This is a genomic window from Segatella copri, from assembly GCF_019249795.2.
Lineage (GTDB): Bacteria > Bacteroidota > Bacteroidia > Bacteroidales > Bacteroidaceae > Prevotella > Prevotella copri_B.
Genome location: NZ_CP156893.1, coordinates 80,943 through 100,142, shown reverse-complemented (window position 1 = coordinate 100,142; position 19,200 = coordinate 80,943). Strand labels below are relative to the sequence as shown.

The following is a 19,200-nucleotide window of genomic DNA, read 5'->3' as shown; positions in this document are numbered from 1 at the left end:
CGTACCTAAAGTGACCGTGCACGTCCAATTTCTTAAAATAACCTGTATCCCCAGTAATACTGGGGATGGAGTTGTATTGCCATAGGGGTTGGATGCTTACGAAGGGCGAATGGAGAGTCTTGGATAGAATAATGAATTAATAACTTATAGAGTCTCAGACATGCAAACTGTCATGAGCAATTTTATTAAGCTACTTTTCTGCTTGTGGCAGGGAGCATGCTGAGACTCATTTTAATGAGATATACAAAACACAATGAAGATAGGAATAATAACACTACCCCTACATACAAACTATGGAGGGATATTGCAGGCTTATGCCTTGCAAACGTTATTGGAAAGAATGGGGCATCAAGTGGATATTCTTGAGGAACCATTAGTATATAAACATGCCTCTTTAAATCGTTATATTAGACGTATTCTTAAAAAGTGTGTTGGGAAGCGTTCTATTATCAATTATGAGGGTTTTATGCGTAAGTGGCAACCTAGAGTTGCTTCAAATATTAATCAGTTTATTAATACTTATATACATCGGAGAATTGTAAATTTTGAAAGTTTGACAGAAGGAGAATATGATGCATTTATTGTTGGTAGTGACCAAGTATGGAGACCTTCTTATAATCAGCATTTAGAGCAAGCATTCCTTAATTTTACCGAGAACTGGAAAAACGTTAAGAGAATTGCATATGCAGCATCCTTTGGTGTTGACAACTGGGAATTTACTAAGAAACAAACGGAAGAATGTAAAAGACTCGTTCAAAAATTCGATTTTGTCAGTGTACGTGAAGATACTGCTGTTAATCTATGTAAAGAGCATTTGGGGATTGAAGCTACTCATGTATTAGATCCAACATTGTTGCTTTCTGCAAATGATTATCAAAAACTAATTGATGGATTAAAAATTAGCGATTCACCTTATGTGTTTTCTTATCTTTTGGATGAGTCAGAAGAAAAGATAGATATATTAGAGGATATTAGTAAAAGACTTAATCTTCCTGTTAGAAAGATTAAGCTAGAAAAGGATATTTCAAAAATACCTATGTCTAAATTAAAGTCATTGACATATCCTTCAATTCAAGAATGGCTCGCATCTTTTGCACAAGCGGATTTTGTAGTTACTGATTCTTTCCATGGAACAGTTTTTTCAATAATCTTTAATAAACCATTTGTGGTATTGCCTAATAAAGGTAGGGGAGTTGCAAGATTTGAGTCTTTATTGAAAGATATAAGTTTGGAGAATCGGATTTTTAGTGATTTTCTTATTAGTGATATTTTATATGAAGAATTTCCTTTCCAAATTAATAGCGTATTGTTTCAAAAAAGTGAAAGAATAAAATTAAAGATAGAATCGTTATTATGTTAAGTTATGCTTTATTATTAGTTTTTATTTTTCTCTTGCTAAGAGATTATAAAAAGGGAGTGATTTTTACCGCTTTTATAGTACAACCATTAACGTATATTGGATCAGGAATTGGTGAAATAAGCTTATATTATATTTTAGCTTTCTTTGCTTTAATTCTGTTTCCTATGACGCCCTATTTAAAAAATATCAAAACTTATCCTAAGTTACTTTTAATTCCAACTTGTTTGATGGCCATTTCATATTTAGTAACTAATTCAATATGCAGAAAGCCACATACTGTTTTAATTATTTCAAATATTATAACTCAATTTATTTTTCCAGTTATATTATGGTGTGTTTTGACAGACGATAACAAATTAAAAACAGCAGTAAAGTTACTCTGCTATATGTGTGTGATTTCAATTTTGGTTATGATACCGGAGCAAGTATTTAAACATAACTATTTTACAGATTTGATAATGCATACATGTGTAATATCCGATTTTGTTATAGATGCAAATACAATACGTTATGGTCTTAAACGTATAAATTCTATATTCTCATATTTTTCAACTTGTGGTATGTTTGGTTATTTGTCTGCATACATTTTGTGGATAATAGGATCTAAGTATAAAATTAGACAAAACTATTATTTTGCCCTCTTATTATTGATGATGTTTTTGTCCTTTTCATCAGGATCACGTGCTACTTTCTTAGGAATATTTTGTGTATTAATAGGCTTGTTTACTGATAGTAAATTTCAACAGAATAATATATTTAAAATATTGCTGGGATTATGTATACTACTTTCGCCTATTGTTGTTAGTTATGTGGGAGATATTCTTGATTCAATGATTTCCTCTGATTCAAATAAAGCTGTTACAGGTAGCTCTTCTGAAATGAGAATGCTTCAATGGGAAGCTTGTTTGCCTTATTTTGAGCAATCTCCTATATGGGGTAATGGGAGAATGTATATTTGGGAAGAAGTGGCTCCTCGAAATCCTATCATACAAGGTGCAGAAAGTATATTTTTCTCTTTAACTGTTGATTATGGAATAATGGGGGTTATAACATATTTGATTATGATAGTGTCTGCAACTATTTTATTATATAAAAAAGAACCACGATTAGCATTTTTGCCCATCGGTTATTTTTTGATATTATCTCTATCACCGGATGCTGGTATTCAGTATAATTTGTTGTTGACTTTTGTGGTATTATCATATAAATTAATAGATTCTTATAATAATAAAGCTATGTAACATGAAATTTTCAGTTATTATACCCTTATATAACAAGGAAAGTTATTTGTCACAGACATTAAATTCTGTAAAAGGACAAACTTATAAGGACTTTGAAGTGATAATTGTTGATGACGGTTCTTTAGATAGAAGTTTATCTATTGCGAATAGTTATAAGACAGATTCTCGTTTTAAGGTTTATCATCTTCAAAATGGTGGAGTTTCAAAAGCTCGAAATTATGGTATTTCAGTTTGTAAAGGCGATTATATCTGTTTTCTAGATGCTGATGATGTTTGGAATAAGAATTATCTTAGCGAAGCTGCATATTTATTAAATAAATATGCAGATATAAACATGATTTGTTTTAGCTATAATAACTTTTCGGAGCAAATAGATAATATTAGCAAACAGTGTAACCTTAGAAGTTATTTCGCAGACGAAGATAAACTTATAGATTATTTTTGTTATTCTGTTAAAGAGAAAAGGTCTATAGCTTTGACTAGTGGTGTTGTGGTAAAGAAATCTTGCGTTTCCGAAAATTCTATCATTTTTGCTCATGATATAAGTATGGGTGAAGATATTGATTTTTGGGTTCATATTGCAGCTTATGCTCCGATTGTTTATAGTAATAAGTGTCTTATGTATTATAGAAAAGATAGCGAAGAAAACTTATCTTCTAAAGGATTGAAATCATTAAGCTTATCTTTTCCATATTGGAGATGGTATGATTTAAAGTCATTTAGTCCTTACAAGAATAAGTTTACGACAAGAATGATATATTCTTTGGCAATGATGGGGAGGTATACAGGAGAATCGTTAATGATTAGACAGGTTTTGTCTAAGATTGTCGGGTCTTACTTGATATTTAGTCGAATCTGTCTTTATATCTGTTCTTTTAATATGAGTTTTTTCCTTGTTATTGATTCGATAAAAAGGATCAAACGGTATTATTTGTCAAATTAAATTCTTTTAAATATAGTATAGTTTGATATAGCTTAGTAATTATCAGGTTATTGGTATGTAATCAAAGGTAAATTTTAGTGTTTAATAATTTAATAAATTGTTTTTATGAAACAACCAAAGATTTCTATAATTGTTCCAATTTATAATGTCGAGAAATATCTTGATGAATGTATGCTATCTTTATTAAACCAAACACTTGAGGATATTGAAATTATTCTGGTAGATGATGAATCTCCTGATAATTGTCCTAAAATGTGTGATGAATATGCTAATAAAGATAAGCGAGTGAAGGTTGTCCATAAGAAAAATGGTGGACTCGGTTTGGCTCGTAATTCAGGACTTGATGTTGCAACTGGAGAGTATGTTGCATTCATTGATTCTGATGATTTTATCGATTTAGATATGATGGAACATCTCTACAATGTAGCTACTGAGTACAATGCTGATGAAGTGAGATGTGGCATCAAGTTTTATGTTGATGGTAAGTTTACTGAGCGGCATGATGTTGATAAGCTTACGGTTTTCAGAGGAAAAGAGCAAGTTTTAGATTTTATGCTTGATGTCGTTGGTCCACTTCCTGAGTGTAAGCGAGATGTTAAGTATATGATGTCTTCTTGCTGTTGCATTCATTCTAGAAAGGTAATTGAGGATAACCACATCCGATTTTTATCAGAGAGGGAATGCTTATCAGAGGATTTAATATGGGATATAGATTTATTTTCTAAGATGAATTGTGTGGTTTATGTTCCTGAATGTCATTATGCATATCGTATGAATCCTTCATCTTTGACGCATCAATATTCTCGAGAAAAATATCAAAGAAACTATAAATTTTTCGAAATAGTAGAGACGAAATTGGCTGGTATTTTGCCAAAGGAGAAGTATGAATTACATCTTCTCAGATCTCAAATGCTTTATTTCAGAAATTCTATTTCTGGATTTGTGCATAATAATGGTAATGTTAAGGATGATGTTCGTTATGTCCTGAAAGATAAGTTTTGGAAAAGGCTTTTCGCATTATATCCTTTTGATAGATTACCTCTTAAAAATCGTGTATATTATAAGATAGTAAAGTTTGACTCTCCTTTTATAATGATGATGTTAGCTAAGTTGCAACAAATATTATAACGAGAAACTAGTACATATAGGCTGAGTATAATTTATACTTGTGATAATATTTTTTTGTATTTTTTACTATACTTTGATTATGAAAACAGTTATTACATACGGAACATACGACCTTCTCCACCAAGGTCATATTAATCTCCTTCGTCGAGCAAAAGAACTTGGCGACTATCTGATTGTGGGTGTCACCAATGATAGCTTTGATCGAGATAGAGGTAAATTGAATGTCCGTAATAATGTTTTGGAACGTGTGGAAGCTGTTAAAGCTACTGGGTATGCAGACAAGATTATTATAGAGGATTATGTCGGTCAGAAAATCGATGATATACAAAAATATAACGTTGACATATTCGCTATAGGTTCGGATTGGGAAGGAAAATTTGATTACCTTAATGAATTCTGTGAGGTTGTTTATCTACCACGAACTCAAGGTATATCATCTACAATGCTTCGTAACGAATCGCAGGATGTAGTAAAGGTTGGGGTTATCGGTTGTGGTCGAGTGGCAGAAAGATTTCCTTCAGAAGCATCTGTAGTTAGTGGAGTTGATGTTGTTGCTGCTTATGATATAGATGAGACTAATGGCAAAAATTATGTTTTAAATCATGAAAACGTAATTGCTTGTCAAAATGTAAAAGAATTATATAATTCTGTAGATGCAGTTTACATTGCAACACCTCATCTTTCTCATTACCAAAATATTAAAGACGCTATTGGGGCTCATAAGCATGTGCTCTGTGAAACTCCATTAGTATTAGAAAAGTCTCAAGCACAAGAACTATATCAGTTGGCTGAAGATAATGGGGTTATTTTGATGGAGGCAAATAAAACGGCTCATTGTCCTGCTTTTAATCACTTGATGGTTATCATTAAGTCTGGTTTGATAGGTGATGTGGTTGACATAGAAGCTTCTTTGTCACAACTTCTAGACAAGAATGGTCGTGAATTTGATCCTAAGCAAGCGGGTGGTTCTATGTATGAGGAAGGAAGCTATCCATTATTACCTATAATCAAGTTGATGGGTATCAATTATGAGAATTTGAATCTTTATTCTCGCATGGAGAATGGTATTGATGTTTATACACGTGGAGTTTTCCATTATCCCAAAGCTACTTGTTCTTTTAAGGTAGGATTGGGTGTAAAAACTGAAGGATGTTTGGTAATATCGGGAACCAAGGGATATGCTTATGTGCCGGCACCTTGGTGGAAGACGGATTATTTCGAGTTACGTTATGAAAATCAGAACGATAATAAAAAGTATTTCTATAAATGGGATGGTTTCGGTTTGCGTTATGAGATACAGGAATTCGTCAGTTGTATAGTCAATCAGCGTTTCTCTTCTGCCCGCTTGCGTAGAAAAGAGAGTATTTGCATGGCACAAGTGATGGAACAATTTATGAATCGAAAAAACTTTTTTGAAATTTAAATATTATTGATATGATTAATTTCACAGTAGGCCCTGTACAGTATAGTGAAGCTGTACGAGCAATAGGTGCCGAACAGGTACCTTATTTCAGAACATCAGAATTTTCTGATGTTATGTTTGAGAACGAGAGACTCATTAAGAAGTTTGCAAAAGCTTCTGATGATTCTAAAGTCGTATTCTTGACTTCTTCAGGTTCTGGAGCGATGGAGACAGCTATCATGAATACCCTTACACCAAATGATAAGGCTTTGGTAGTGAATGGTGGTAGTTTTGGCCATCGTTTTGTAGAATTGCTAGAACTTCATCATGTTCCTTATACGGAAATCAAGCTAGAACATGGTAAGGCGTTAAAAGCTGAGCATCTTGCTCCATATGAGGGACAAGGATATACGGCTTTCTTGGTTAATAAGCATGAGACCTCAACGGGTGTTCACTATGATATTAATTTGATTAGTAATTTCTGTAAGCGAAATAATCTGTTTTTGATTGTAGATTGTATTAGTACATTCTTAGCTGATCCTTTTGATATGAAGGAATTGGGGGCTGATATTATGATTACTGGTAGCCAGAAAGCTTTAGCGTGCCCTCCTGGAATTTCTGTAATGGTTCTTTCTCCAAATGCAATTAGTCGTGTTAACAACACCAAGTGTGTATGTCAATACTTTGATTTGCAGATAGCATTGAAGAATATGGAGCGTGGTCAGACTCCTTGGACCCCAGCTGTTGGTATTCTTCGTCAGATTAATGCTCGTTTGAAAGAGATTGACGCTAATGGTGGTGTTGAAGGAGAAATAGCTAGAATCGGTGCTTTGGCTTCATATTTCCGAGAGAAAATAAAGGATTTGCCTTTTGAAATTGTATCAGAATCTTTATCGAATGCAGTAACACCGCTTCATCCTACAACCGCTTCAGCTTACGATATCTTCTTGAAAATTAAGGATGAGTATGGTATGTGGATTTGTCCTAATGGAGGTGACATGAAAGATACGATTTTCCGTGTCGGACATATTGGAGCATTGACGAATGAAGATTATGATAAGTTAATTGCAGCATTCTATGATTTGAAAAAAAATGGTATTATTTAAATAAGGTAAGATGATTAACAATGTCAGATTAAAGAAGATGCTGAAGAGTCTTGTTTTTCCCATCTTCACTCAAATAAATAAGATTATACCAAAGGATGAGAATTTGGTGTTGTTATATTCAGCCAATAAGGGGGTTGTCTTTTGTAATCTTGTTTTAAGAGATTATTTACTCCGAAATCGCTTTGATAAAAAGTATAAAATAGTTTGTGGCATAGAAAATATGTGCTATGCTGATGATACTGAAAATGTAACGTTTGTTAGTGGAGTTAAATCTGTGTGGACTTTTTTGCATGCAAAACATGTTTTTTATACTGCGGGTCAGCTTCCTATCAAGCCTTCAAGAAAGCAGTGTGTAATTCACATGCAGCATGGTAATGAGGATTTTAAATCCATGGGAGCAAACACTAAAATTAATAATGGTGACGAATTCTTTTTTACTTATATGATTATTTCATCAGACTTGAATATAAAGGTTAATGCAAGGGCATATAAGTGTAAAGAAGAAAACATTGTTGGTCTAGGAGACCCAATGTGTGATATGTTGCTGACCGTTCCACAAAATGTTTATGATTTTAGTAAATATAAGAAAGTCCTTTTGTGGATGCCAACATTCAGACAATCGGATTATTTAAATTATAATGATTCTCATTTAGATACATTAATACCTCTTTTTGCAGATGACGATTATGAGAATTTAAATGAGCTGCTTGCTAAATATAATATTCTTCTTATAGTCAAGTTGCATCCTGCTCAGAGTGCACCTAATGGTTGTCAACGTCATTTTAGTCATTTAAGAGTATATTCTCATGATGAGTTTATAAAGACTGAATATGATATGTATACATTGATGGCGCATGCAGATGGGTTGATTGGTGATTACTCCTCTGCGTCTTTACAGTATTTACTATTGGATAGACCTGAGGCCTATGTTGTACCAGATCTAGAAGACTATAAAAATACTCGTGGTTTTGTGTATGATGATCCCGAAGCATATATGGGAGGACATATTGTTAAAACAAAAAAGCAATTTGAACAATTTATAGATGATTTTGCGAATGAGCGAGATGTTTATAAAGATAAACGTCATTGGGTTTGTAATCAGATCTTTAAATATAAAGATGCAAAAAGTTGTGAGCGTATAGTAAAACTTAGTGGAATGAGTTTATGAAAAAAGTATTAGTAATTATAACAACGGCATTTTCTCCTGTTGGTGGGTTAGCTACGGTGATGATGAATTATTATCGTGTGTTGGATAAGTCAAAGATTCATATTGATTTTGCCTCGACCAATGAAATCGAATCTTCATTGCTTTCTGAAATATCAGCATATGGTAGTAAATATTTTCAATTGCCAAGAAGAGGAAATGTTTTGAAGTATTGGAATGCTGTTCGGGTTCTTTCAGAGAATTATAATATTCTTCATGTTCATGCTAATAGTTCTACAGCTTTAATCGAACTTTCTGCTGCTATTGCAGCAGGAGTTCCTAAGCGTATTCACCATAATCACACAAGCAAAACTCAGCATCCGTTTATTAATGCTGTTTTACATCCTTTCTTTATGCACTCGTTTACCGATGCAATCGCTTGTTCTCAATTGGCTGGAGATTGGTTATTTGGAAAGAATAACTATAAGATTTTGAGAAATGCAATAAATATAGCAAAGTTTGAATATAATAATGATGCACGTGTACTTATAAGAAATGAGTTTGGCATAAAAGAAGAGGATTTTGTTGTTGGGCATATAGGCAAATTCATGGATGCAAAGAATCATGAGTTTTTGATAAAGGTATTTGCTGAATATCATTTGAAGCATTCTAATTCTAAATTGCTTCTTGTTGGTGATGGCGAATGGCGTTCGAAAGTTGAAAGTTGGGTCGCTGATAGTGGCTGTGCTGATTCTATAATTCTAGCAGGTTTACGTTCTGATATTCCAGCTATTGTTCAAGCCATGGATATTTTTGTATTTCCTTCGATATATGAAGGAATGCCATTAACAGTGCTTGAGGCTCAGGCTTCTGGTCTTCCATGTTTGATATCATCTAATGTGACGAATGATGTTAATATTGGTCAAGATGTAAAGATGAAGGATTTGACTGATGGGGTTAAGGATTGGGCAGACTCAATAGATTCTTTTGATTATGCATTAAGTCGTGAGGTAAGATGCCATAATAATTATGAGCTGATTACCAAAGCTGGATATAACATAGAGAATGAAGCAAATGAATTGCTGAAGATTTATAATAGTTAGATCTGCAAAAGATAATGAGCATATTGGTAGATAAAATATTATCAACGGAAAACTATTCTGTCAATCAGATATTTGGGACAAAAGGTAAGGTTTATACTTACCTCAATCCAGTATCTTATCTTACAGCTCTGGATAATAAGGAACTGTTTGGTAAGATGGATGGTATATTTGCGGATGGTGGGTTGTTGGTTAAAGCCATCAAGATGGTGTATGGCAAACAAGTGACTCGCCGAAGCTTCGACATGACTTCTATGGCTCCAGAGTTGTTTGCTTACGTTGCCAAGCATGGAAAGACTATCTATATCGTGGCTTCGAAGCGGGAGCAAGTAGAGAAGGCGGTAGAGATATTTCATGAGCGGTATCCTAAGGTTAAGTTTGCGGGGTATCGGAATGGGTACTTTGCTAATGAGGATGAGATGGAACAAGAGGCAAAGCATATTACGGAGTTAAATCCAGATTTCTTGATAGTTGGTATGGGAGCCTTGATGCAAGAGAAGTTCCTGCTAAAGGTGAAGAATGCTGGTTATCAGGGTGTCGGGTTTACCTGTGGTGGATTTATCCATCAAACTTCCAAGAATGAGATTGATTATTATCCGGCATGGGTGGATAGGACAAATCTTCGCTTTGTATATCGAATGTGGAAGGAACCTCATACCCGTAAGCGTTATGTGATGGCAGGCTTGCTGTTTCCTGCAAGATTCATCGCAGAAAAAATCTTCGGATAGTCTTGTAAAGCCAGTGAATGGGAGTGAAGACTACCGATATAGGAAGTAATATAATGAGTAGGAGCGTCGGTATAATATGACCGATGGCTCTTTGTAATTTATCTTTCATGCGTGCAAAAGTACAGCTTTATGTTGAAACAACAAAAGATTTTCTTTGATTTCTTGCGATTCTGCATTGGTTCAGCCAAGGATATTCCTGATTCCTTGAAGGAAGCGGATTGGCAGGAGATATATGCTATTGCCCAAAAGCAGGCCTTGCTTGGTGTGCTGTTTTATGGTATCCAGCGGTTGCCAAAGGAGTTGGCACCAGAGCAGAAGCTGCTGATGCAATGGATGGTGATGGCGGAACAGATACGAAAACAGAATATCAGACAGTTTCAGGATTCCGTGAAGGTTTGCAAGAACTTCGAGAACAAGGGCTTTGCTAACTGTATCTTGAAGGGACAGGGGAATGCGTTGCTTTATCCTGACCCTTATATGCGTACTCCCGGTGACATCGATATCTATCTTTCGGGTGGTCGCAGGAAAATCATGAAGTATGTGGATCAAGTGTGTCCGAATCAGTTGATGCGGTATCATCATGTTGATTTTCCTGTGATGAAGACGGCGATAGAGGTGCATTTCACTCCTTCGTATATGTTCTGTCCGATTCATAATCGGATAATGCAGAAGTGGTTTGAAGAAGTGATGGGCGAACAGTGTAATCATCGGGTTTCATTGCCTGATGGTTATGGGGAGATTCATGTGCCTCAGGTTTCATTCAACGTTATCTATATCCTTTCTCATCTGTATCGGCATATCTTTACGGAGGGTATTGGGTTGAGACAGCTTCTGGATTACTACTTTGTGTTAGTGAAGTGGCACACGGATCTCACAAATCTCACGGATTCTAATAAAAGTCTCCCACGGATGACACAGATTAACACAGATTTGGATACCTTACGGCATGAATTGAAATATCTTGGCTTATGGAAGTTTGCTCAGGCTGTGATGTTCGTGATGAAGGAGGTGTTCGGACTATCAGAAGATAGAATGATAGCGCCGATGGATGAAAAGGAAGGTAGTTTTTTGCTTGATGAAATCATGCGAGGAGGAAACTTCGGACAGTATGATGATAGGATGGGAAGTAAGGTCGGTGAAAGTAAGATTCATCGTTACTTCAGAATGAATCTCAGGAATCTCAGATTCGTGAAGCATTATCCTACTGAGGCATTGAGCGAACCATTGTTCAGAACGTGGTTTGCAGTGTGGAAGAATATTCATGGTAAGTATTCGGTGCAAGCCGTATTGTGTGCTTAGATAAAGTTTCGTACCTTTGTACCATGATTTTAAATTTTTCAAATTATGGTACAAGGTAAGAAACAATTAAACAGCAAGCCAAAGTTCGCCGAGGTTGTAATCGGTGACAATGAGGCGAAGAAGATGCGGGAGTCTGCAAATGCTTATGAGGTGATATCGCATACTAACAAAGAAAAGTATATCATATTTAATGTAAATTTATGAACAAAGAGAGTAAAAGTAAATTCAATCTTTGGCTGTCTGAACATCCAGAGTCGTTTCATCCCAGTGATGAGGCGCGGATGTTTGATTTTGTGAATTCCCTCTATGAAACGGAGGGGAATATATGTATTGATGAAATTTTCAGCGGATTTACCAAAAGCCATCCTGCTTACAGCAAGGAGGAGGCGATGAGATTGAGTGATAAGTGGGAGGAACAGATCTCGCTCATCATGAGATTCCTGGATTGGAAGAAACAAATAAAAAAATAATTTAGTAAGAAAGTAAACTATGTGTGGAATAGTTGGATATATAGGACAGAATGATGCTTATCCTGTTCTTATTGAGGGGTTGAAGAAACTGGAGTATCGTGGATATGACAGCGCTGGTGTGGCATTGATTAATAGTCAGGACCAGCTGAATGTGTATAAGACAAAGGGTAAGGTGAGCAACCTGGAGGCGATGGCTGCCGAGAAGGATTGCAGTGGTCATGTAGGTATCGCCCATACCCGTTGGGCTACCCATGGTGAGCCTTCTGCTACCAATGCGCATCCTCATGTGAGCATGAGCGGTGACTTGGCTTTGGTGCATAATGGCATCATCGAGAACTATCAGGTTTTGAAGGAACAGCTTATTGAGAAGGGCTATGAGTTTAAAAGTACTACTGATACCGAGGTGCTGGTGCAGTTGATTGATTTCTACTATCAGCAGAATGGCAAGGACTTGGTTTCTGCCGTTTGCCAGGCATTGAACGATGCCATCGGTGCGTATGCCATTGCTGTTGTCGAGAAGAATAATCCTAGCCATCTGGTAGCAGCACGCCAGTCTAGTCCGTTGGTTGTTGGCGTGGGTAAGGATAATCTGAACTTCTATATCGCCAGTGATGCGACTCCTATCGTGGAGCATACGGATAAGGTGGTGTATCTGGAAGATGGTCAGATTGCCGATATCAGAGTGGGCGAGGAGTTGAACATCATCAACCTGGAGCATTCGGCATGTCATTACGATATCAAGACTGTGGATCTGGATATCAGCAAACTGAGCAAGGGTGGTTTTGATCACTTTATGCTGAAGGAGATTTATGACCAGCCTAACTGTCTGAAGGATTGTATGAGTGGTCGCCTCTTTGCTGACAAGGAACATCCTGAGAACAACCGCATCGTTCTTTCTGCGCTTCGTGATTATCGTGACCGACTGGTTCAGGCGAAGCATATCATCATCGTGGCGTGTGGTACCAGTTGGCATGCCGGACTGATCGGTAAGCAGCTGATTGAGAAGATGTTCCGCAAGAGAGTGGAGGTGGCGTATGCCAGTGAGTTCAGATATGGTGACCCTGTGATTGAGTCTGAGGATGTGGTGATTGCAATCAGTCAGAGTGGTGAGACGGCGGATACCTTGGCTGCGATTAAGCTGGCAAAGGAGAAGGGTGCGCTGATTTTCGGTATCGTGAACGGCGTGGGTTCTTCCATCGCCCGTGAAACGGATACGGGTATCTATATCCATGTGGGTCCGGAGATTGGTGTGGCAAGTACAAAGGCATTCACCGGTCAGGTGACGGTTCTTACGCTTCTTGCTTTGGCTTTGGGGCATGAGTTGGGAACCCTAAACAATGCTGACTACTATCAGATGATAGAGGAACTTTCTGAGATTCCGCAGAAAATGGAGAAGGTATTGGAGCAGGCTCCGATAATCAAGGATATTTCCCGAATGTTTACTTATGCGCACAACTTCCTGTATCTGGGTCGTGGTGTGAACTATCCTGTGGCGATGGAGGGTGCCTTGAAGCTGAAGGAAATCAGTTATATCCATGCCGAGGGCTATCCTGCTGCCGAAATGAAGCATGGTCCTATCGCTCTGGTAGATCAGGATATGCCAATCGTTTTCCTTGCTACGCATCATCAGTTGTATGAAAAGATTATCTCGAACATGCAGGAGGTGAAGTCGAGAAACGGCCGCATCCTTGCCGTGGTGACTGAGGGTGACCAGCAGGTGAAGGAAATAGCAGATAATGTATTGGAGGTTCCAAGAACCCTGAATGCGCTGGTTCCGCTGCTGAGCGTGGTTCCGCTGCAGCTGCTTGCTTACTATGTGGCTGTGGATAAGGGACTGGATGTGGATATGCCGAGAAATCTGGCGAAGAGTGTGACGGTGGAATAAGAACAATTAAGAACAATTAAAAATCATAGATACAATGAATATTCTTTTATGTGGTGGTGCCGGTTATATCGGCACCCATACTATTATCGAGTTGGATAAGGCTGGTCACAGCGTGGTTGTAGTGGATAATTTCTCAAATTCTAAGCCTGAGGCTTTGAAGCGTGTGTCTGAACTGATTGGTAAGGATATCAAGTTTTATAAGGCTGATGTCTTGGATAAAGAGGCTATGGACAAGGTCTTTGATGAGAATCAGTTTGATGCAGTGATTCACTATGCTGGTTTGAAGTCTGTGGGTGAGTCGGTGGCAAAGCCTCTGGAGTATTACCACAACAACATGACGGGCACATTCATACTCCTGGATGTGATGCGCCGTCATAACTGCAAAAATATCATCTTCTCAAGTTCTGCTACCGTTTATGGTGATCCTGCTATCATTCCTATCACCGAGGAATGTCCTAAGGGTCATTGTACCAATCCATACGGTCAGACTAAGTCGATGTTGGAGGAGGTGTTGATGGATGTGCAGAAGGCAGATCAGGATTGGAATGTAGTTCTGTTGAGATATTTCAATCCTATCGGCGCGCATCAGAGTGGTAAGATTGGTGAGGATCCGAACGGCATTCCAAACAATCTAATGCCTTATATCACGCAGGTGGCTGTAGGTAAGCGTGAGGAACTGGGTGTATTCGGCAACGATTATGATACTCCTGATGGAACAGGTGTTCGTGATTACATCCACGTTTGCGATTTGGCTGCCGGTCATGTATGTGCCTTGAAGGCCATTGAGCGTAAATGTGGTTTGGCGATTTATAATCTGGGTACTGGTCATGGCTATTCAGTCCTGGATGTAGTGAAGGCATTTGAGAAGGCGAATGGTGTGGCCATCAAGTATGCCATCAAGCCAAGACGTCCTGGCGATATTGCCACCTGTTATTGCAATCCAGCCAAGGCAAAGTCCGAACTGGGTTGGGAAGCTAAGTATGGCATCGAGGAAATGTGCCGAGATAGCTGGAACTGGCAGAAGAATAATCCGAACGGGTATGAGGGATAAATGGTTGTCCCTTAAAGTGGCGACATTTTAAGGGGCTATCAAACAGAAACTTTGAGAGTATCAGGCATTCTGGTGAATTGTAATCTATGTTAAACATTCAATAAGTTATGCAAAAAAGTATTTGTAAGCGATTGCTATGACCTGCTACATTCCGGTCATGTGGAGTTTTTCCAGCAGGCATCACAGTATGGTGATAGATCCGGAGATGCTTGCCCGACTGGTTTTCTGCTTCGAGAACAATCCGGAGCGTCACGACGGTATCATCTCTGGTGCCCAGGATTCTATCGGTATCTGTGTTCCCGGCCTGGTGCGTCATTATTATGACAACAATTTCTGGCCGGAGAAGATTGAGAGTACGCAGGATGAGATGACTCTCCGTTTCCTGGAAAACCATCTGGTGATGATTCCGATGGAACCGAGAAGACCGGGAAGCAGGATCAACAGTTTCTACTTCTTCGTTCTGTCGCTGTTTGTGATAGGATGCGGACTGACCTGTCTGGAAACGAGTGCGAATCCTTATACTACGGTACTGGGACATCCTCACCTTTGTTGCCACATTGATTGTGGTGGTATGTAGCGGAACCTTATCTCTCATTGCGTTTTTCGCCCTGTATCTGGGAGAGAGCATCATGTTTCCGACTATCTTCTCGCTGGCATTGAGGGATGCGGGTACAAAGACCAAACTTGCCTCTTCATTGCTTATCATGACGATAGTGGGTGGAGCGGTTGCTCCGTAAGTATTCGGTGAATGCCGTATTGTGTGCCTAGATAAAGTTTCGTACCTTTGCACCATGATTTTAAATAATTCAAATTATGGTACAAGGCAAGAAACAATTAAACAGCAAGCCAAAGTTCGCCGAGGTTGTAATCGGCAACAATGAGGCGAAGGAGATGCGTGAGTCTGCAAAAGTTCGCAACCGTCGCAATCCTTATTTAAAATTAAGCTATCCCAATGGTGTGACACTAATTCTCCCTGCTGACATCAGTATCGAACAGCTTCGAGCCTACATTAGTATAACAGTGTAGGCTTATGGCTAGAGTTTGTCAGTTGACGGATGACTTGAAGTACTACTTGTGCATGGAGCCAGTCGACATGCGAGGAAAAAATGGTAAACAATAAGGTAAACGATATGTTTGAACAGCAACAAAATACAGGGAAAAGTACGTCTTTGGCAGAGAAATATGCCAATGCCGTAGGCCAGTTGTCCGATGCCAATGATCGGGCAGCGCATGCAGAGCATGACCTGCAGGTGGAGCGCATCACTCGTCAAGACTTGATTGACGAGGAGGTGGCTCGCCGTGTTGCTGAAGCAGAAGAACGTATCAGAAAAGAGTTGGAAGCTCAATTGGCAGATAAGACCAAGGAATTGGAGGAACGTAATAAGGCTTTGGATAAGCGTGAGTCTGATGTAGATAAGAAAGCGGAGACAATCGCCCAAAATGTAAGTGAACAGGTTCGCCAGCAGATATCTGCAGCTAAAACCCGTTTCGAGAAAACTGCGCTGAATCGTTTGGCTGATATGTTTGACATGTTCATGCAGGCGTTCATCGCCCTTGGTGACAAGGATTCTTCCAAAGGTCAGGAACTGTTGCAGAAGTATCAGCTTGCGGCAAAGGAAGCGCATGAGTCTTTGACGGATGAAATCAAGGATAAACTGGCCAAGGTTGAAGCTAAAAGCAAGTCTAAGACCGAGCAGATAGCCTCTCTTGTCAGAATGATATTTACTCAAAAGCGTGAGCGGGTAGTCTTTAGTAAGGAAGAACGTGAAACCATCTATGATAAGGTAATGGCATCAGTTGAGTTCACTGATGAGGAAAAGAAACGTTACCGGGAGTGCCGTGAATTCTGTGAGGAATATCGCAAGCGCAAGGCTATAAAGAAGCTTTTGAATAGCCAGAAGGAACAGAAGGGGCATGGGCGAAATCCTATACCGGAGGATATGCCTCGCTTGGAGGAAAAGGTACTTTGGCCTGAAGGCTACATAGGACATGAGGATGAATATGTAATTGTTTACCAAGGCAAGGTGCAGGAGTTTATCGTGCCAGCCAAAGTACGCTACTTTGTTCAGCCATATCGTCGTCCTGTAGTTCGTCGCAAGGATGATCCAATGCAGAAGCTCTTGCAGTCTCCTTGCTATGAGGACGTATTTTGGAAGAGTTATGCGTCTGCTGAGTTATTGGCGCAGTTAGAGTGTAATAAGTATGTCCTTCATAAGCCGTTTAACCGGCAGATAAAGAAGATGAAACAGGATGGCTTGATACTCGCTCCTTCAACGGTTGATGACTGGCATCAGGGTGTATGTGACAAGATAGAACCTCTCTACAATCTGCAGAAGGATCGGGTAATGTCCAGTTTGCTGCTTGGCGCTGATGTGTGATGGTTACTCCGGCTATGATTGGCTGAAGAAGATAAATGGTCGTATATTGTGTCGCTGTGTCGTTCATGCCCGAAGACCAATGGAACGAGCCTTGAAGGAAAATCCTAATCTTGCAAAGATAGGTATTCTCTTCTACCAGAACATTAACCTGATTGAGGAAATGATAAAGGAGAAGAAACTTGAGGGCGAGGAGAAGGCACAGTTCAGGAAGGACCATGCCGAGCCGCTATGGGAGGACTTCAAGCTATGGGCTGCAAGTGCCATCTTGGATGTGCCAAAAGACAGCAATATATACCAGGCATTGAACTATATGTTGCGCAACTATACAGAGCTGACCAATTATATAGACATCCCAGACATGCCATTGGATAACATTGATACCGAACGCCTGATCCGTGACATGGTGATGGGAAAGAAGGCTTATTTGTTCTGCCGTGACTTGGATGCCTGTAAGCGTGCAGCAATGATGTACTCCTTGTTTGGAGCATGTAAGGTGCTAGATAAAAATCCTGAGCGTTGGCTTTGTTATGTGTTGAAGCACATAGATTCTACGCCTGAGGATAAGTATTATACTCTTCTTCCTGAGTTCTGGGAAGATGAGGAACAATAAAAATGAATTTAATATTTAGTCAAATTAAGGTATAACCTCCATTAGCTTGTGCTGATGGAGGGCTAAATTGCGTTTTTTTGTCTCAAAATTAGAAAAATGATGCCGCCGTGCAAAGGTACAACATTTTTTTGAGCTATGCAATACGGAGTTGAGCGGATACTTACGAACTATCCTTTACAGGAGAAACACCAGGAACCATCGCAAGATGCTTTCATACAAGTTATCACAACTTTTTGATAAGGTGATAGAGAGATGTTTTTAGACATATCGCTATGGGAAGACGCAATTGGCTTCAGACAGGAAGACACTTCTCTGCCCAGAATTTGGCATTTATGTTCGGATTGTTGGAAAGTTGCAAATTGAACAAAGTGAACTTTGGTGAGTACATTGAGGATATCCTTACTCGCATTCTTTGTGGCGAGGAGGTTTACTGCCCTTGCCAATGCCATCATCGCTTTACTCAAAGATGAAGCAAAACGTGAGAAACGGCAGATAAACTTTGTGGGTGATAAGTCGTGGAAAGTCATTACAAAGAAGTATATAGAGTTTTATAAAACAATTATATAAGCTTATGGCAGATCTTTTTAATTTCGTAGATTCTGATTGTTCACCATCATGTAAAGAACAAAACTTTACCATCCAAGATGAAGATACCTTGGCACAGCATGTAGCTGAATTGTTAATGGGACAATATCGTCATGTTGGTAAGGTGCTAGATGCTTTGGACTCTACCCTGGCTGTTCAGTTTCATGAAAACCAAAAGAAGTCAATTATTTCCATCTTGCGGTTGGAAGAAGGCATGACGGTAGATAAAAGAGATGGTTGGATCTTCCAAATGATTTCTTGGATTATAGTATATCTCAATCATCATGGCGAGAACTTCCGCCAACAAGCTCCTCATCATCATCCTGCTCAGCAAGGCATTGATGGATTTGCTGTTGTCGTGAAGGATGGACATCTGAAAAAGATTCTTATTACCGAGGATAAGTGTACGACAAGTCCACGTGGAAAAATCACCCAGCAAGTTTTTCCTGAGTTCGATAAGTATGAAAATTTTAAAGATACGACGGCGATTTTTGATTCTGCGACAACTTTACTCGAACAAATATCTGATAAATATGCTGATTTGCAGAATGAGGTGAACGATTCTGCTAATTGGGTTTACCGCATCTGCGTGACTCGTGATGCATCTCATAAGGATGGTGAAAATATAGCTAAGCTTTATAAAGATTACGAGAAGCATGTTAGCGGTGATGTTAAAAGACGTACAGGCAGTTCTACCTATATTGACAATCTGAGGGAGTGGATGCAAGCTTTCTCTGAGAAAATTATAAAGAAAATAGAAGCTCTTTAAG

At 38.7% G+C, this 19,200-nt stretch carries 18 protein-coding genes and 1 pseudogene; all 19 read left to right on the top strand.

The genetic code is table 11. The features are described 5' to 3' along the window. Positions 1 to 253 precede the first annotated feature (253 nt). Positions 254 to 1,360 carry a polysaccharide pyruvyl transferase family protein gene (locus KUA48_RS15520; protein ID WP_218433655.1) on the top strand — a complete coding sequence of 369 codons (1,107 nt, stop codon included), beginning with the start codon at positions 254 to 256 and terminating at the stop codon, positions 1,358 to 1,360. Continuing rightward, entirely contained in the window at positions 1,354 to 2,601 is a 1,248-nt protein-coding gene (locus KUA48_RS15515; protein ID WP_218433654.1) for an O-antigen ligase, read from the top strand. The genes KUA48_RS15520 and KUA48_RS15515 overlap by 7 nt, the downstream gene beginning before the upstream one ends. 1 nt (position 2,602) lies before the next feature. Continuing rightward, positions 2,603 to 3,544, top strand: coding sequence for a glycosyltransferase family 2 protein (locus KUA48_RS15510; RefSeq protein WP_218433653.1), 942 nt, complete (start codon positions 2,603 to 2,605; stop codon positions 3,542 to 3,544). Positions 3,545 to 3,649: 105 nt separating this feature from the next. Then, entirely contained in the window at positions 3,650 to 4,672 is a 1,023-nt protein-coding gene (locus KUA48_RS15505; protein WP_218433651.1) for a glycosyltransferase, read from the top strand. Between the two features lie 79 nt (positions 4,673 to 4,751). Next, on the top strand, positions 4,752 to 6,095 hold the full coding sequence (locus KUA48_RS15500; RefSeq protein WP_218433650.1) for a Gfo/Idh/MocA family oxidoreductase: 1,344 nt from the start codon (positions 4,752 to 4,754) through the stop codon (positions 6,093 to 6,095). Between the two features lie 11 nt (positions 6,096 to 6,106). Continuing rightward, positions 6,107 to 7,180 carry an alanine--glyoxylate aminotransferase family protein gene (locus tag KUA48_RS15495; protein WP_218433649.1) on the top strand — a complete coding sequence of 358 codons (1,074 nt, stop codon included), beginning with the start codon at positions 6,107 to 6,109 and terminating at the stop codon, positions 7,178 to 7,180. Positions 7,181 to 7,217: 37 nt separating this feature from the next. Then, on the top strand, positions 7,218 to 8,348 hold the full coding sequence (locus KUA48_RS15490) for a CDP-glycerol glycerophosphotransferase family protein (RefSeq protein ID WP_256624509.1): 1,131 nt from the start codon (positions 7,218 to 7,220) through the stop codon (positions 8,346 to 8,348). Further along, positions 8,345 to 9,427 carry a glycosyltransferase gene (locus KUA48_RS15485; protein ID WP_218433645.1) on the top strand — a complete coding sequence of 361 codons (1,083 nt, stop codon included), beginning with the start codon at positions 8,345 to 8,347 and terminating at the stop codon, positions 9,425 to 9,427. The genes KUA48_RS15490 and KUA48_RS15485 overlap by 4 nt, the downstream gene beginning before the upstream one ends. An 11-nt stretch (positions 9,428 to 9,438) precedes the next feature. Continuing rightward, entirely contained in the window at positions 9,439 to 10,152 is a 714-nt protein-coding gene (locus KUA48_RS15480; protein ID WP_218433659.1) for a WecB/TagA/CpsF family glycosyltransferase, read from the top strand. Positions 10,153 to 10,281: 129 nt separating this feature from the next. Further along, positions 10,282 to 11,451, top strand: coding sequence for a nucleotidyltransferase family protein (locus tag KUA48_RS15475; protein WP_218433643.1), 1,170 nt, complete (start codon positions 10,282 to 10,284; stop codon positions 11,449 to 11,451). Positions 11,452 to 11,651: 200 nt separating this feature from the next. Then, a complete protein-coding gene (locus KUA48_RS15470; protein ID WP_218433641.1) occupies positions 11,652 to 11,921 on the top strand; it encodes a hypothetical protein in 270 nt (89 codons plus the stop codon). Between the two features lie 19 nt (positions 11,922 to 11,940). Beyond that, on the top strand, positions 11,941 to 13,806 hold the full coding sequence (gene glmS / locus KUA48_RS15465) for a glutamine--fructose-6-phosphate transaminase (isomerizing) (RefSeq protein WP_218433640.1): 1,866 nt from the start codon (positions 11,941 to 11,943) through the stop codon (positions 13,804 to 13,806). Between the two features lie 34 nt (positions 13,807 to 13,840). Next, a complete protein-coding gene (gene galE, locus KUA48_RS15460) occupies positions 13,841 to 14,857 on the top strand; it encodes a UDP-glucose 4-epimerase GalE (RefSeq protein WP_218433639.1) in 1,017 nt (338 codons plus the stop codon). Positions 14,858 to 15,296: 439 nt separating this feature from the next. Further along, positions 15,297 to 15,392 (top strand): annotated as a pseudogene (locus KUA48_RS15745) (glucose/galactose MFS transporter); the annotation flags it as partial. Between the two features lie 278 nt (positions 15,393 to 15,670). After that, on the top strand, positions 15,671 to 15,883 hold the full coding sequence (locus KUA48_RS15450) for a hypothetical protein (protein WP_118256019.1): 213 nt from the start codon (positions 15,671 to 15,673) through the stop codon (positions 15,881 to 15,883). An 80-nt stretch (positions 15,884 to 15,963) separates the two neighbouring features. Further along, entirely contained in the window at positions 15,964 to 17,235 is a 1,272-nt protein-coding gene (locus KUA48_RS15445; protein WP_369503345.1) for a transposase, read from the top strand. Continuing rightward, complete coding sequence (locus KUA48_RS15440) at positions 17,228 to 17,845, top strand: transposase (RefSeq protein ID WP_218433784.1); 618 nt, start codon at positions 17,228 to 17,230, stop codon at positions 17,843 to 17,845. The genes KUA48_RS15445 and KUA48_RS15440 overlap by 8 nt, the downstream gene beginning before the upstream one ends. 272 nt (positions 17,846 to 18,117) lie before the next feature. Then, positions 18,118 to 18,315: a hypothetical protein gene (locus KUA48_RS15435; protein ID WP_218433783.1), complete on the top strand. Its 198-nt coding sequence runs from the start codon at positions 18,118 to 18,120 to the stop codon at positions 18,313 to 18,315. Between the two features lie 101 nt (positions 18,316 to 18,416). Beyond that, positions 18,417 to 19,199 carry a hypothetical protein gene (locus KUA48_RS15430; protein WP_218433781.1) on the top strand — a complete coding sequence of 261 codons (783 nt, stop codon included), beginning with the start codon at positions 18,417 to 18,419 and terminating at the stop codon, positions 19,197 to 19,199. Position 19,200 lies beyond the last annotated feature (1 nt).

Coding starts and splice junctions, on each gene's coding strand:
- KUA48_RS15495 (WP_218433649.1), top strand. CDS start 6,107: ATGATTAATTTCACAGTAGGCCCTGTACAGTATAGTGAAGCTGTACGA.
- KUA48_RS15520 (WP_218433655.1), top strand. CDS start 254: ATGAAGATAGGAATAATAACACTACCCCTACATACAAACTATGGAGGG.
- KUA48_RS15515 (WP_218433654.1), top strand. CDS start 1,354: ATGTTAAGTTATGCTTTATTATTAGTTTTTATTTTTCTCTTGCTAAGA.
- glmS (WP_218433640.1), top strand. CDS start 11,941: ATGTGTGGAATAGTTGGATATATAGGACAGAATGATGCTTATCCTGTT.
- KUA48_RS15440 (WP_218433784.1), top strand. CDS start 17,228: ATGTGTGATGGTTACTCCGGCTATGATTGGCTGAAGAAGATAAATGGT.
- KUA48_RS15470 (WP_218433641.1), top strand. CDS start 11,652: ATGAACAAAGAGAGTAAAAGTAAATTCAATCTTTGGCTGTCTGAACAT.
- KUA48_RS15510 (WP_218433653.1), top strand. CDS start 2,603: ATGAAATTTTCAGTTATTATACCCTTATATAACAAGGAAAGTTATTTG.
- KUA48_RS15445 (WP_369503345.1), top strand. CDS start 15,964: ATGGTAAACAATAAGGTAAACGATATGTTTGAACAGCAACAAAATACA.
- KUA48_RS15500 (WP_218433650.1), top strand. CDS start 4,752: ATGAAAACAGTTATTACATACGGAACATACGACCTTCTCCACCAAGGT.
- KUA48_RS15450 (WP_118256019.1), top strand. CDS start 15,671: ATGGTACAAGGCAAGAAACAATTAAACAGCAAGCCAAAGTTCGCCGAG.
- KUA48_RS15485 (WP_218433645.1), top strand. CDS start 8,345: ATGAAAAAAGTATTAGTAATTATAACAACGGCATTTTCTCCTGTTGGT.
- KUA48_RS15435 (WP_218433783.1), top strand. CDS start 18,118: ATGGGAAGACGCAATTGGCTTCAGACAGGAAGACACTTCTCTGCCCAG.
- galE (WP_218433639.1), top strand. CDS start 13,841: ATGAATATTCTTTTATGTGGTGGTGCCGGTTATATCGGCACCCATACT.
- KUA48_RS15490 (WP_256624509.1), top strand. CDS start 7,218: ATGCTGAAGAGTCTTGTTTTTCCCATCTTCACTCAAATAAATAAGATT.
- KUA48_RS15430 (WP_218433781.1), top strand. CDS start 18,417: ATGGCAGATCTTTTTAATTTCGTAGATTCTGATTGTTCACCATCATGT.
- KUA48_RS15505 (WP_218433651.1), top strand. CDS start 3,650: ATGAAACAACCAAAGATTTCTATAATTGTTCCAATTTATAATGTCGAG.
- KUA48_RS15475 (WP_218433643.1), top strand. CDS start 10,282: ATGTTGAAACAACAAAAGATTTTCTTTGATTTCTTGCGATTCTGCATT.